The following is a 13,264-nucleotide window of genomic DNA, read 5'->3' as shown; positions in this document are numbered from 1 at the left end:
CCGCGTCGTGGTACGCTGTCTGCCCGGCCTCGCGCACCCTGAGCCCCCGCGCCGCCTTGATCGTCGACTGCCACACGCACCTGAACCGCTACACGCCGGACCTGCCGGCCACGCTGGAGGAGCGGTACGCGGCGCTCCGGGCGCTGATGGACGAGCACGGGATCGACTACGCGCTCGTCATCTCCTCGTACGACGTGACGCCGGAGCGGCCGCCGACGGAGGAGGTGCTGGAGATGGTGGCCGGCGACCCGAAGATCGGCGTGGTGGCGGCGGCCACGGCGGAGATGATCCAGCGCGCCGACTACGCGCCGATCCGGGCGCTGCTCCGGGCGGGGGCGGTGAAGGCGCTCAAGCTCTACCCGGGGTACGTCCCGGTGGCGCTCGGCGACCCGCGCGTGCGGCTGCTGTACGTGCTGGCGGCGGAGTTCGGGGTGCCGGTGATGATCCACACGGGCGACACCTTCGAGAAGAGCTCCAAGGTGCGCTTCGCCCACCCGCTGGAGGTGGACGACATCGCCGTGGACCACCCGGAGGTCACCTTCGTGATGGCGCACGTGGGCAACCCCTGGTTCCTGGACGCGGCGGAGGTCCTCTACAAGAACGACAACGTCTTCGGCGACGTCTCGGGGCTCACGCTGGGCGACTTCCAGCCGCGCTACGAGCGCTTCGCGCGGGCCAAGCTCAACGAGGTGCTCGCCTTCGTCAACGACCCCGGCAAGCTGCTCTTCGGCACCGACTGGCCGATCACCGACATCGGCGGCTGCCTGAAGTTCGTGCGCTCGCTGGACGCGACGGAGGAGGAGCTGGAGGGGATGCTGTGGAAGAACGCCGACCGGGTGTTCCGGCTGGGGCTGGCGGAGGGCGGACAGGGGGGCGATGGACCGTCCTGAGGCGCCGGAGCTCCGCCTGGTGGAGGTGGTGGACGAGCGGACGCCGCTGGCCCGGGCGGCCTTCGAGCTGATCCACGACTCGATGTGGGACGTGGCGCCGCTGGACTACCAGCTGGCCGAGCTGGAGGAGACGCGGCGCGGGCTGGCCGAGGGCGGCGACTTCCACCTGCTGGCGCTGGTGGACGAGGAGGGCGAGCCGGCGGCCGCGGCGTGCGGGGTGTACCTGGAGGCGGTGAACGCGGGGTTCATCACCTACCTGGCCGTGCGCGAGGACCTGCGCAACCGGCGGCTGGGGCGCGAGCTGCGCGCGCACCTGGTGGAGGCGTTCCGGGCCGAGGCGCGCCGGAAGCGGGGCGCGGACCTGGCCTGGGTGGTGGGCGAGGTGCGCCGCGAGAGCCCCTGGCTGCGCACGCTGGTCCAGGGCGGCCGCGCGATCGCTTTCGACGTGCCGTACTTCCACCCCTGGCTCCCGCTGCGCGCCGAGGGTCGGTACGTGCTCTACCGCGAGCCCATCACCGACCGGCGCGCGGAGCTGCCGTCCGCCGAGGTGGCCGCGCTGCTGCGGGCGATCTGGCAGCGCGCCTACGGCATCCGCTCTCCCCTCCAACGCGACACCTTCCACTACATGCTCCGCCACCTCGAAGGCCGTGCCACCATCGGCGCGGACCCGGGGTTCGCGCCGCCTGGTTCCTGAGCGCGGCCTCATATCCGGCGGAAGGATCAATCCATCACACCCGAACGATGTCATCCCGAGGGGCGCGGTAGCGACCCGAGGGATCTACTCGCCTCCGCCGGTGGATCGCTCCTGGCGCGGGAACCCGCCGGCACGGTGCGCTCACCGGTCTTCAGCCGGAGCCGGACGTTAGACGACGCCGATCTCGTAGAGCATGAGGATCGGGTTGAACGTGCGCGGATCGGCGAGGTCCAGGAACTGGTCGGGCGCGTCCAGCGCGTCGCGGGCCCGGTCGAAGAGCGCGAAACAGAGGCGGTCGGAGTCCCACCGCGAGCGATACTCGACCCCGTCCACCGCGTCGGGATGGCTCCAGAAGTCCAGCGCGAGCGCCTGGCAGCGGCCGTACGGGTGCCCGTGCGCCACGTCGGCGCCGATCCCGAGCCGGACAAGGCCCGGGCCGTGGAAGCGCACCAGCCGCAGCTCGCGCAGCACCGGCACGCGGGCGATGGCGCGCTCCGCGAGCCGGGCGCGCGGGATCAGCCGGTCGTGGGGCTGGCGGATGATGGTCTCGGCGACGGAGACTTCCGGCGAGTCGCCCAGGTAGCAGATCCGGTACTCGCCCCCGGGCGCGTCGAAGCGGTTCCTCGGTCCGCCCGCGGGGTCGGGTCCGAACCAGAGAACGTCCTGTCCTTTCCTGTGCACCCTCCAGAGCTGGCTTCCCGCCGGTACACGCACGAGGGGAAGCTTGCGCGGCGCAGCCGTCACGCCGCCCCTTGCTCCCAGAACGTCCGCGCCAACTCCGCCAGTGCCCTGGTGCGGTCAGGGTCGTCCAGCGCAGCGAAGGCGGTTCCCTCGCCGGTGACCGGGTCCGGGTTCGCCAGGAACGAGAGGACGACCCACGGGTCCTCGTCCGCTCCGAACGCGGCGAGCACGTCCCGCAGCCCCTCGCGGACCCGCCCGTCGGGAGCGAACTGGCGCGCGGGGTATCCCCACTCACCGTTCGCGAGCGGGATGGCCAGCAGCCCGCCCCGCCGCTGCCGCTGCTTCACGGCCGCGACGGAGATCCCGAGCAGCTCCGCGACTTCTCCCGACGAGAGCGCTCCCCCGGCGGCCTGGAGGGCGGACTGGCGGGCGGCCGTTCCCCGAAGGAGCGAGTCCGTCCAGTCGTCCCGTTCGATCCCGATGTCCGGCTTCGCGGAGATGGCGCGCGCGACCGTCTCCGCCGGGCTCGTGGCGGCGACGGCGTCGACGAGGTCCGCGTAATCCAGGTTCCAGAGGGTCAGGCGGAGATACGCTTCGACACGCCGGAGGAGCGCTTCGCGGAGCGCCTCGAGGTCCGGCTCGGCCGTGCTCCCTCTGCGCTGAGCTCCTATCCTTCGCAACCGAGGCATGGTCTCTTCCCTGAATAGCGTCTGTGAGCTTCCGCTTGTAGCAGAGCGCGTACCTGTGTGACAACGGTAAGGTACAGGTACGCCTGGATCTGCACAACCCTGCCGTCCATTGCGCGCGGTTCTTGCGCAGGCCTGCCCTTTACTGCAGGGTGGCCGACTCCGAGGCAGAGGAAGACCGATGCGGATTCCGCTCACGCTCGCGGTGGTGCTCACGGCCTCGCTCCTGTCCGCCTGCGGGGGCGGCGAGGAGGAGCCGAGGGTGGAGATCTCGCGGCCCGAGGAGGAGGAGCGCGACACGCTGGCCCGCGCGCCGCTCACGGACGCGGGGATCTACCTGATGGTGTCGCTGGTGAACGGGTCGGAGATCAGCGCCGCGCAGGTGGCCGTGCCCAAGCTGTGGAACCCGGAGGTGCGCGCGTTCGCCGAGATGCTGCTGGCCGACCACACGGCGATGAGCCGCGCGTCGCTCCCCGTGGCCGCGGCGCTGAAGCTCGACACGGCGCGGGTGCCGCCGCAGCAGTACGGGCCGATGCAGATGGTGTCGCAGGCGCAGGGCGGGACGATCAACGTGATGCCGACGGGGCCGCGCTACGACTCCGCCTTCGTGGCGCTCCAGGTGCAGGCGCACGCGACGGCGCTCGACAGCCTGCGGCGCTGGCGGCAGGCGGCGCGCTTCCCCGGCCTGCAGGGCGCCATCGCCGCCGCCCTCCCGCGCGTGCAGGCGCACCTCGACCGCGCGCGTGCGCTCCAGGCGCGGCTCGTCGCGATCCGCGGCAGCTACCCCGTCGCCCCGCCGCCGCCGGACACCGGCTGGATCCAGCGGCTCAAGCAGGCCTCCGTCCCCTACGCCACCGCCACTGCCGACACGCTCCCCGGCATGGCCGCGCCCCCGCCGCCGGATACGGTGCCGGCGACGGGGGCGGATACTACACGACCTGAAAACCTGAATCTTTAGCCGAGATTGGCCTGCGCATCATCGGCCTCGTTGCCGTCGCTGTGCATTCTTGACCTCGAGCCTTACCTCCCAAATTAGATCTTGCATTAAATTCGATTTGAAAAACACCCAATCGCCTTGTTTCTCGTGATAATTGCGAACACGCTGTTTGAGGAATTCTCTCGCGTAGTCGATGGACACAAATTGAATCCGCTGGTACCCACGTGGCTGGTAGTCTGCGACTAAAAGTTTAAGAATACGATGTGAACTTCCTAGGTCAACAAATCCTTCTTCGTGCAGCGATTCCCATTCTTCAGGAGCTAAATCCTCTGCGAATCCAAGTCGTCTAACCGAGTGCATCACACGGTCGTTTTGAAATATTGATCGAATCCGTATCCCGCTTTTAACCTCGCAAATCACACCGACAGTCCGACCTTCAGCCCAGTGGACTTCCAATCGTTGATCCCAATCCCACTGATTACCTCCGACTTCCTCAAAGACGTGAGGGGGACGGACGGCAAGCACGTCGCAATCCGATGCTTTTCGCCTGTCAGTTCGGTGCAGTACGAAGTTAGGCAACGGGAAAAATCCGTTAAATCGTAGGTACCAATATGCGACTTCTTCCCCGAAATTCATTTCGTCAGATGTCGGAGTGAAGTTGGTTTAAGCTGCGGATTACAACAACAACTGCGTCGCCATGCCCAGCAGCAGCAGGAAGCCGCACATGTCGGTGAAGGCGGTGACGAACATCGAGCTGGCGATGGCTGGGTCCACGCCCAGGCGCTCCAGCACGATCGGGACGAAGGCGCCGGCGAAGCTCCCCACCGTCAGGTTCATCCACATCGCCAGCATCACCACCACGCCGAGCCGCGGGTCGCCCTGCAGCACGAGCGCCACCCCGGCCACGATCAGCCCGATCACCAGGCCGTTGCCGAGGCCCACCAGCAGCTCCTTCCCCACGATCCCCCAGCGGTCGCGGCCGGCGTCGCCGCCCGTGAGCGCCAGGCGCCGCACGGTGACCGCCAGCGCCTGCGTGCCGCTGTTGCCGCCCATCCCCGCCACCACGGGCATGATCACCGCCAGCATCGCCAGGCGGTCGATGGTCTCCCGGAAGAGGTAGACCACCGTGGCGCCGAAGGTGGCCGTCACCAGGTTCACGCACAGCCAGGGCAGCCGCGAGCGCACCGCGTCCAGCCAGCCGCCGCGGATCTCCTCCTCCTGCGAGGTGCCGCCCAGCTTCAGGATGTCCTCGGTGGTCTCGGCCTCGATGACGTCGATCACGTCGTCGAAGGTGACGCCGCCCAGCAGCACCCCCTCCTCGTCCACCACCGGCACCACGGTGAGGTTGTAGCGGGCCACCACGCGCCCCACCTCTTCCTGGTCCATGTCCGGCAGCACCGCGGCCACCGGCGGCTCCACCAGCGCGTCGATGGAGGTGGACGGGTCCGCCGTCACCAGGTTGGGGAGCGGGAGCCAGCCCAGCAGGTGGCGCCCCTCGTCCACCACGAACACCACGTAGAAGTCGCCCACCTCCTGCGCCTGCCGCCGCACCTCGTCGATCGCCTGGGCCGCGGAGAGCGACGCCGGCACCGCCACCAGCTCGGTGGTCATGATGCCGCCCGCCGACTCTTCGTCGTAGCGCATCAGGTCGCGGATCTCGCCGGCCTCCTCGCCGGAGAGCGAGGCGAGCACGCGGTCCTGGTCCTCCGGGTCCATCTCCGCGACGATGTCGGCCGCGTCGTCGTCGGAGAGCTCCGCCATCACGGCGGCGATCTGCTCGGGGTGCAGCGCCGCCAGCGAGTCCTCGGGGTGCTCCTCGGGCTCCATCTCGGCCAGCGCCTCGGCCGCGAGCTCCGGCTCGTCGGTCAGGGCGACGAGCACGCGCAGGCGGTCGGCCTCGTCGAGCTGCTCGAGGAGGTCGGCCACGTCGCTGGCGTGGGGGAGCGCCGTCAGGAAGTCGCGCAGCGCGGCCTGGTCGCCGGCCGCCAGCAGCTCGCGCAGGCGCTCGAGCGGCTCGCGGTCGTCGGTCGCGGCTTCGGCCATCGGGCGCCCGGTGCGGCGGAAGGGTGGGGAAGAGGGAGGGCGCGGGCGCGCGCTAGGCGCCCGGCTCCCCGGCGAGGAACGACTTCAGCAGCTCCTCCTGGCGGACGAACATCTCGCTGCCCGCGCGGTCGGCGCCCTCCGGGTGGTCGTAGCCGAGCACGTGCAGCGTGCCGTGCACGGCCAGGCGCAGCACCTCCTCGGCCGGGGTGGCGCCGTACTCGGCCGCCTGCCGCAGCGCCTGCTCCACGCCCACGTACACGTCGCCCAGCGGCGCCTCGCCCTCCTCGTGCAGCGCGAAGGCGATCACGTCGGTGGGCCCCTCGTGCGAGAGGTAGTCGGCGTTCAGCCCGCCGATCTCCGCGTCGCCCACCAGCGCCACGGAGACCTCGGCCGCGCGCACCCCTTCCGCGCGCAGGACGTGGCGCACCGCCGCCTCCACCCGCGCGGGGTCGACCGGGGGCGTGACGCCCTCGCCGACGCTCACCTCGACGTCCATCTCCATCGCCTCATTCCATCAATCAAGGAACCGTGCGCGCGCAAGCTCGAAAGGCCTCACACAGAGGCACGGAGGACACAGAGAACTTCGCTCGTGTCTGCCGTTCCTCCGTGTTCTCTGTGTCCTCCGTGTGAGTCCAGCAGTTCATCTCAACGCGTACTCGTCCCCGCCCCCGTGGCCGCGGGCTCGGGCTGCGCACCGCCGTTCGCGGCCTCGCCGTCCTGCGCCGCGGGGGGCGGGGCGGGGTAGTCGAGGCGCGAATGGTACATCCCCGAGAGCGATCGGGCCAGCACTTCCTTCACGATGTTGATCTCGCGCAGCGTGAGCGGCGACTCGTCGAGCTGCCCGGCGGCGATCTTGGCGCCCACGATGCGGTCCACCAGCTCGCGGATGCGCGCCGGCGTGGGGTCCTGCAGCACGCGCGCGGCCGACTCGACCGAGTCGGCCAGCATCACCACCGCCGTCTCGCGCGTCTGCGGTCTGGGGCCCTGGTAGGCGTAGTCCGCGGGGTTGATCCTGCCCTCGGGGTCGGCCGCCTTCGCCTGGTCCTTGAAGAAGGAGATCGGCTGCGTGCCGTGGTGCTGGGTGATGAAGGCCTTCACCGCGTCGGGGAGCCGGTGCTGCTCGGCCAGCTTGAGCCCCTCGGCCACGTGGCTGCGCACGATGGCCGCGCTCATGGCGGGCTTCAGCTTGTCGTGCGGGTTGCGCCCCTTCGGCTGGTTCTCGATGAAGTACTGCGGCTTCACCACCTTGCCGATGTCGTGGTAGTAGACGCCGACGCGCGCCAGCAGCGCGTTGGCGCCGATGGCGTTGCAGGCGGCCTCGGCCAGGTTGGCCACGCTGATGGTGTGCGCGTACGTCCCCGGCGCCTCCAGCGACAGGCGCTTGAGCAGCGGGTGCTTGGGGTCGGCCAGCTCCTGCAGCGTCTGGTTGGTGGTCACCCCCGTGAACCACTCGGCCACGGGGAGGAAGCCCACCGCCAGCAGGCTGGACCCCGTGGCGTTCACCGCCCCCCAGAGCGCCGACCAGCCGATCTCCTCCAGGCTCCACGCCCGCAGGAGGCCGACCGAGAGCGCGGCCGCCGCGTACGCCGCGGTGATGATCCCCACCACCATCCAGGTCTGCAGCCGCCGCTCGGCCACGCGCACCCCGAAGGCGCCCGCCGCCCCGCCCACGGCCACGGTGAAGGGGACGGCCAGCCCCAGGAACGGCGCCTGCCCGCCCAGCACCAGCGCCAGGATCAGCGCCATGGCCAGCGCCAGCCGCCCGCCCCAGAGCACCGCCAGCACCATGGTGGCGAAGGGGACGGGGATCAGCTCCGGCGGCAGGTCGAGCCGCGCGATCACCGACGCCAGCGCCGCCACGGCCACGGTCAGCATCCCCAGGAAGAGGATGGTGCGGTCGTCGTCGTAGAGGTGCGCGCGGGAGAGGCGCAGCAGGAAGCCGACGATCCCCAGCAGGAGCAGGTTGAAGAGGACGGCCCCCGCCGCGCGCGCCGGGGCGTGCCCGCCCTCGCCGTCGGTGCGCCGCTCGGCGAGCGCAGCCTGGTAGGCGCGCAGGCGCTCCTCCTCGCGCGCGCCCACCTGCTCGCGCGCGCCCACGATCTTCTCCCCCGCCAGCACGCGCGCCTTCACCCGGTCCACCGCCGCGCGGGCCCGGGCGCGCGCGGCCTCCGTCTCCGCCTGGTTGACGGCGAGGGAGGGCTGGAACCAGCGGACGAGGAGGAGCCGCTGCAGCTCGGCCGCGTCCGCGCCCGCCCCGGCGGGGAGGCGCTGGGCGGCGGCGCCGTAGAACTGGTCGGCCGTGAGCAGCGAGTCGGCGGCAACCAGCCGCTCGCCCCCGCGCACCCCGCGCACGCGCACGGCCGAGATCCCGCTGCGCCCCGGCGAGCTGGCGGCGACGCCCGCGGGGAAGAGCTCGCGCACGGCCGCCACGGTGGCGCCCTGCAGCGCGGCGCGGCGGGCGGAGTCGGCGAGCACCTCCACGGCGCCGAGCGTGGTGGGCACGCCGCTGCGCGAGAGGACGGAGCGGACGGCCTGCGTCTCCTGCCCCGGCGGCGCGCCCCGGAGCGCCTCCTCCACCGCGGCGAAGAAGCCCGCCAGCCCGCCGGCCACGCTGTCCGCGGCGCCGGGGGCGTAGTCGTAGACGGGGGGGACGCCGCGGGCCGCCTCTTCCTGCTCGCGGCGCAGCTCCTCCTCGGTCTTGGGGATCTGGAAGGGGATGGCGGCGATGATGTCCTCGGGCGCCACCACGCCGCGCTCCAGCAGGACGGGCCCCGGCGCCGCGCCCGAGGGGAAGAGGAGGTGGATGGCGGCCGCGGTGGCGAGGAGGACGGCCAGGCGCAGCCCGTGGTGCAGGGCGCGCGCGAAGCGGGGGCGCGGCGGGAGGTCGCCGTCCCGGGGCGCCGCCCGGCGCTCGGGGGGCCGCTCCGCCGCCACCATCAGGCCTCGCCCTCCTCCGGCTCGCGCCCGGAGTGGGCCGCGTAGGCGCGGATGATCTCCTTCACCAGCCGGTGGCGGATCACGTCGCTGCCGTGGAAGTAGACGAAGGCGATCCCGTCGATCCCCTTGAGCACCTCCTCCACCTGCACCAGCCCCGAGTCCTCGCGGCGCGGCAGGTCGATCTGCGTCTTGTCGCCCGTGATCACCGCCTTGGAGTTGAGCCCCAGGCGGGTGAGGAACATCTTCATCTGCGCGTTGGTGGCGTTCTGCGCCTCGTCCAGGATCACGAACGCGTCCTGCAGCGTGCGGCCGCGCATGTACGCCAGCGGCGCGATCTCGATGGCCCGGCTCTCCATGGCCCGCCTGAGCCGGTCGTGCGGGATCATGTCCTCCAGCGCGTCGTAGAGCGGGCGCAGGTAGGGGTCGATCTTCTCCTGCAGGTCGCCGGGGAGGAAGCCCAGGTTCTCGCCCGCTTCGACGGCGGGGCGGGCCAGGATGATGCGCTTCACCCGCTTCTTGAAGAGCGCGTCCACCGCCATCGCCACCGCCAGGTAGGTCTTCCCCGTCCCCGCGGGGCCGATCCCCACCACGATGTCGTTCTCCTCGATGGCGGCCAGGTACTTCGCCTGCCCCTCGCTCTTGGCGCTGATGGTGCGCTTGGGCCCGGGGACCACCACGCGCCCCGCGTCGGCCAGGCGCTCCACGCCGCCCTCGCCCGTCTCTGCGGCGTCGAAGAAGCGGGCCACGTCGTCGGCGCCCACGGGAACGCCGCGGCGCGCCAGCTCGATCATGTGCTGGGCCACGGGGACGGCCTTCTCCACGCTCTCCACCGGCCCCGAGAGGAGGAGGTGGTCGTCGCGGAGGAAGACGCGCAGCCCCGAGCGGCGCCCGAGCTCCGTCAGGTTGGAGTCGTTGACCCCCGAGAGCGCCAGCGGGTCGGCGCCCTCCGCGGGGATCCGGTGCTGTACCGCCTGGTCAGGCATCTATCTCGACGGAAGAATGGTTCGTTTTCGGGTCCTGAGTGCTAAGTCCTAAGTGCTTAGTGCTTAGTCCTTAGAGTAGGCCTCCGACACTTCGCACTGCCGTTCGGGGCGTGTCCCTCCGCTGCGCTCCGGGCCGGGCTGCGCGCGCCGTAGGCCTGCAAACTACGCAGGCCAACGGCGCCGGGCCCCGGTCGTGCCAAACCCCCGGCACGCCCGGGTCCCGGCCCTCCGGGCGCGCATCCCTCACGCAGAGTCCGCCTCCGCGATGAGTTCCGTAGGGGCGAGCCTGCGAGTCCGTGCAGAGGCGGCATCGGCACCACCGGCCGCCTCTCGCGCACCTGCCGGCATCCAGCGGTCGAGGCAGGCCTCGACCCTACGAACCCCGCCTCGCGCTCGAAGCCCCGTCGAGTCCACCCTCTCCCAGACCTGGGAGAGGGTTGCCGCTCCAGGGCGGCGGGTGAGGGCCCCCCGCGGCTGCGCCGAAGCCGGCGATCCGCTCTCCGCCCTCCCCGGCTCCGGTCGTCGAAAGACTCCAAGAACCGGGCCAAAAGCCGTGGGGCGGGCCCGCACGTCTCGCGGTCCCGCCCTGCCGTGGATCGTCCGGCGCGCCATTGGTACGACGCAGGCGCGCGAAGGTTCGCTTACGCGCCCTCGATCGGCGTCGGCGCGCCCTCGAAAAGCGCCCGCCCGGTGGTCGTCTTGGGGAAGGCGATCACGTCGCGCAGGCTCTTCCCCCCCGACAGCAGCATCACCAGCCGGTCGAAGCCGAAGGCGCACCCGGCGTGTGGCGGCGCGCCGTACTGGAACGCCTCCAGCAGGAAGCCGAACTTCACCTTCGCCTCCTCGGCCCCGATCCCCAGCGCCGCGAAGATCGCCCGCTGCAGCTGGGGCTCGTGGATGCGAACCGAGCCGCTGCACATCTCCATCCCGTTCCACACCGCGTCGTACGCCAGCGAGCGCACCGGCCGCCGGTACAGCGCCCGCGCGGCCTCCGCCGTGAGCGCCCCGTCCCGCGCCGCCTCCAGCACCAGCGGCACGTCGTCCGGGTGCGGGCGGGTGAAGGGGTGGTGCTCGGCCACCAGCCGGTCACCTTCCGCGTCCCAGGCGAAGAGCGGGAACTCCGTCACCCAGAGCCAGGCGTGCTTGTTCGGGTCGACGAGGTCGAGCTTCCGCGCCAGGTGCCGCCGCAGCTCGTCGAGCGCCGGCTCCAGCCCCGCCTTCACCTCGTGCGTCTCCTCGGCCACCGGCGCCGCGCCCGTGGTCGACGTCACCACCGGCCCCGCCGCCCGGCTGCGGAACTCGCCCACCACCGCCACGAAGAGGTCGCCGTCCTCCATCCCCGTCGCGGCGTAGAAGGCGTCGCGGGTCCCCTCGTCCAGCGCCTTGGCGAACTGGCCGGAGAGGCCGTCGGGGCCGCGCCTGACCCAGAGCACGCCCGCCGCGCCGCCGCGCCGGGCCACCTCCTGCAGCTCGTCCAGCTCCTTGCGCGAGAGCCGCCCCCCGCCGGGCGCGCGGATGCCGCGGATGCGCTGGGCGGTGCCCGCCGTGCCCTGGAAGAGGCGGAAGTCGGCGCGCTGCAGGACGTCGGTCGCGTCCACGATCTCCAGGCCGTAGCGCAGGTCGGGCTTGTCGCTCCCGTAGCGCAGCAGCGCCTGCTCGTAGGGGAGTCGCGGGAACGGCGTCTCGATCTCGATCCCCCCCACCTCGCCCAGGATCGCCGCCATCAGCCCCTCGCCCACGCGGAAGACGTCCTCCTCGCCGGCGAAGGCCATCTCCAGGTCGATCTGCGTGAACTCGGGCTGGCGGTCGGCGCGCAGGTCCTCGTCGCGCAGGCACTTCGCGATCTGGAAGTAGCGGTCGAAGCCGCTCACCATCAGCAGCTGCTTGTAGAGCTGCGGGCTCTGCGGCAGCGCGTAGAACTCGCCCGGGTGCTGGCGGCTGGGCACCAGGAAGTCGCGCGCTCCCTCGGGCGTGGGCTTGGTGAGCACCGGCGTCTCGATCTCCAGGAACCCCTGGTCCGAGAGCCAGCGCCGGGTGACCTGGGCCGCGCGGTGGCGCGTGATCAGCGCGTGCTGCATCTCCGGCCGCCGGAGGTCCAGCGAGCGGTGGCGCAGGCGCAGCTCCTCGGCCGGCAGCTCGTCCTGCGGCCCGTAGAACACCTGGATCGGCAGCGGCTCGGCGCGGGTGAGCACGGTGAGCCGCGCGGCGCGCACCTCGATCTCACCCGTGGCCAGGTCGGGGTTGTGCTGCCCCTGGATGCGCGGGAAGACGGTGCCCTCCACCTGGACCACGTCCTCGGGCCCCAGCCGGCGCGCCTCCTCGATCGCCTCCGGCGCGCTCCACTGCGGGTCGAAGGAGACCTGCACCAGCCCCTCGCGGTCGCGCAGGTCCACGAACACCAGGCCGCCCAGGTCGCGCCGGCGGTGCACCCAGCCGGCCAGGGTCACGGAGGTGCCCGCGTCGCCGGCGCGCAAGCTGCCGGCGGCGGTGGTGCGGTACGAGGTCGGGTGCACGGGGCCGTGGCTCATGGCTGCAGGGGCTCGGCGCGGGGCGACAGGGATTCGCGTTCCTTCCGCCGCGCCTGCCAGACGGTGTAGAGGTAGAGGCCGGCCGCCACGCCCAGCGCGTCGGCCACCCAGTCGGCCAGCTCCACGGAGCGACCGGGGACGAACGCCTGGTGCACCTCGTCGGAGATGCCGTACAGCCAGCCGAGCGCCACCGCCCAGGCGGGGGCCAGGCCGGTGGCGGCGGCCGCGCGGGCCAGCAGGAAGCCGCCCAGGGCGTAGGCGCAGAAGTGCGCCGCCTTGTCGAAGCCGGGGAGTTCGGGACCCGGGACGCTGTGCCGGGAGGAGAGGAAGAAGATCGCCGCCGCCCACAGCAGCGGCGGCGCCCAGGGGGCCAGGGCGCGCCTCACGAGCTCTCGGCCTCGGAGAGGAGGCCCACGAACTCCTCCGGCGAGCCCGCCGCCGCCAGCCGCTCGCGCACGCTGTCCCTGCGCACCAGGCGCGCGATGCGCGAGAGCGCCTTCACGTGCGCCCCCGCGGCGCTCTCGGGGCCCACCAGGAGGAAGAAGAGGCGCACCGGCTGCCCGTCGAGCGCGTCGAAGTCGATCGGCTGGGGGGTGACGCCGGCCGCCATGGCCAGGCCGGTCGCGGCGGCCGCCTTGCCGTGCGGGATCGCCACGCCGCTGCCGATGCCAGTGGAGAGCACCTCCTCGCGCTGGCGGACGGCCTGCAGCACGTCGTCCGCGCTCCCCACGGCGCCCGTGTCGCGCAGCACGCCGACCAGCTCCTCCAGGACGGCGTCCTTGGTGCGCGCCTCCAGGGGGACCCGCACCCGCTCCGGGGTCAGCAGCTCGCTCAGCAGCACGGGACGGCCTCGATCTCCCTTCGGCTTCCAGAAACTGGCAGGCC

General features: G+C 72.0%; 12 protein-coding genes. 3 read left to right on the top strand and 9 right to left on the bottom strand.

Annotated features, from left to right (window positions below; genetic code table 11):
- Positions 1-56: 56 nt before the first annotated feature.
- Positions 57-890 (top strand): amidohydrolase family protein, encoded by an 834-nt coding sequence (locus VF746_13145; GenBank protein HEX8693365.1) that lies wholly within the window; start codon positions 57-59, stop codon positions 888-890.
- Complete coding sequence (locus tag VF746_13140; protein ID HEX8693364.1) at positions 877-1,584, top strand: GNAT family N-acetyltransferase; 708 nt, start codon at positions 877-879, stop codon at positions 1,582-1,584. The genes VF746_13145 and VF746_13140 overlap by 14 nt, the downstream gene beginning before the upstream one ends.
- A 168-nt stretch (positions 1,585-1,752) precedes the next feature.
- Here the strand turns inward: VF746_13140 and VF746_13135 are convergent, their stop codons facing one another.
- On the bottom strand, positions 1,753-2,265 hold the full coding sequence (locus VF746_13135; protein ID HEX8693363.1) for an RES family NAD+ phosphorylase: 513 nt from the start codon (positions 2,263-2,265) through the stop codon (positions 1,753-1,755).
- A gap of 59 nt (positions 2,266-2,324) precedes the next feature.
- Positions 2,325-2,945: a hypothetical protein gene (locus tag VF746_13130; protein HEX8693362.1), complete on the bottom strand. Its 621-nt coding sequence runs from the start codon at positions 2,943-2,945 to the stop codon at positions 2,325-2,327.
- Between the two features lie 187 nt (positions 2,946-3,132).
- On the opposite strand from VF746_13130, the gene VF746_13125 reads away from it, so the two are divergent.
- Positions 3,133-3,909: a DUF4142 domain-containing protein gene (locus VF746_13125; protein HEX8693361.1), complete on the top strand. Its 777-nt coding sequence runs from the start codon at positions 3,133-3,135 to the stop codon at positions 3,907-3,909.
- A gap of 654 nt (positions 3,910-4,563) precedes the next feature.
- Here VF746_13125 and mgtE read toward each other — a convergent pair.
- From mgtE to VF746_13090, 7 genes are all read right to left on the bottom strand, one after another.
- Entirely contained in the window at positions 4,564-5,931 is a 1,368-nt protein-coding gene (gene mgtE, locus VF746_13120; protein HEX8693360.1) for a magnesium transporter, read from the bottom strand.
- A 52-nt stretch (positions 5,932-5,983) separates the two neighbouring features.
- The gene (ybeY, locus tag VF746_13115; GenBank protein ID HEX8693359.1) at positions 5,984-6,433 is read right to left on the bottom strand and encodes an rRNA maturation RNase YbeY; all 450 of its coding nucleotides are present in this window, start codon (positions 6,431-6,433) and stop codon (positions 5,984-5,986) included.
- A 143-nt stretch (positions 6,434-6,576) separates the two neighbouring features.
- Entirely contained in the window at positions 6,577-8,868 is a 2,292-nt protein-coding gene (locus tag VF746_13110) for an HDIG domain-containing protein (protein HEX8693358.1), read from the bottom strand.
- Entirely contained in the window at positions 8,868-9,851 is a 984-nt protein-coding gene (locus VF746_13105) for a PhoH family protein (protein ID HEX8693357.1), read from the bottom strand. The genes VF746_13110 and VF746_13105 overlap by 1 nt, the downstream gene beginning before the upstream one ends.
- Before the next feature lie 641 nt (positions 9,852-10,492).
- The gene (aspS, locus tag VF746_13100; protein ID HEX8693356.1) at positions 10,493-12,379 is read right to left on the bottom strand and encodes an aspartate--tRNA ligase; all 1,887 of its coding nucleotides are present in this window, start codon (positions 12,377-12,379) and stop codon (positions 10,493-10,495) included.
- Positions 12,376-12,765, bottom strand: coding sequence for a VanZ family protein (locus VF746_13095; GenBank protein ID HEX8693355.1), 390 nt, complete (start codon positions 12,763-12,765; stop codon positions 12,376-12,378). Before VF746_13095 ends, aspS begins: the two co-directional genes overlap by 4 nt.
- Complete coding sequence (locus tag VF746_13090; GenBank protein ID HEX8693354.1) at positions 12,762-13,220, bottom strand: PTS sugar transporter subunit IIA; 459 nt, start codon at positions 13,218-13,220, stop codon at positions 12,762-12,764. Before VF746_13090 ends, VF746_13095 begins: the two co-directional genes overlap by 4 nt.
- Positions 13,221-13,264 lie beyond the last annotated feature (44 nt).

It is taken from the genome of Longimicrobium sp. (assembly GCA_036389795.1).
Taxonomy (GTDB): Bacteria; Gemmatimonadota; Gemmatimonadetes; order Longimicrobiales; family Longimicrobiaceae; genus Longimicrobium.
Note: the sequence above shows the minus strand (reverse complement) of the source record. Positions and strands in the feature narration are given on the sequence as shown.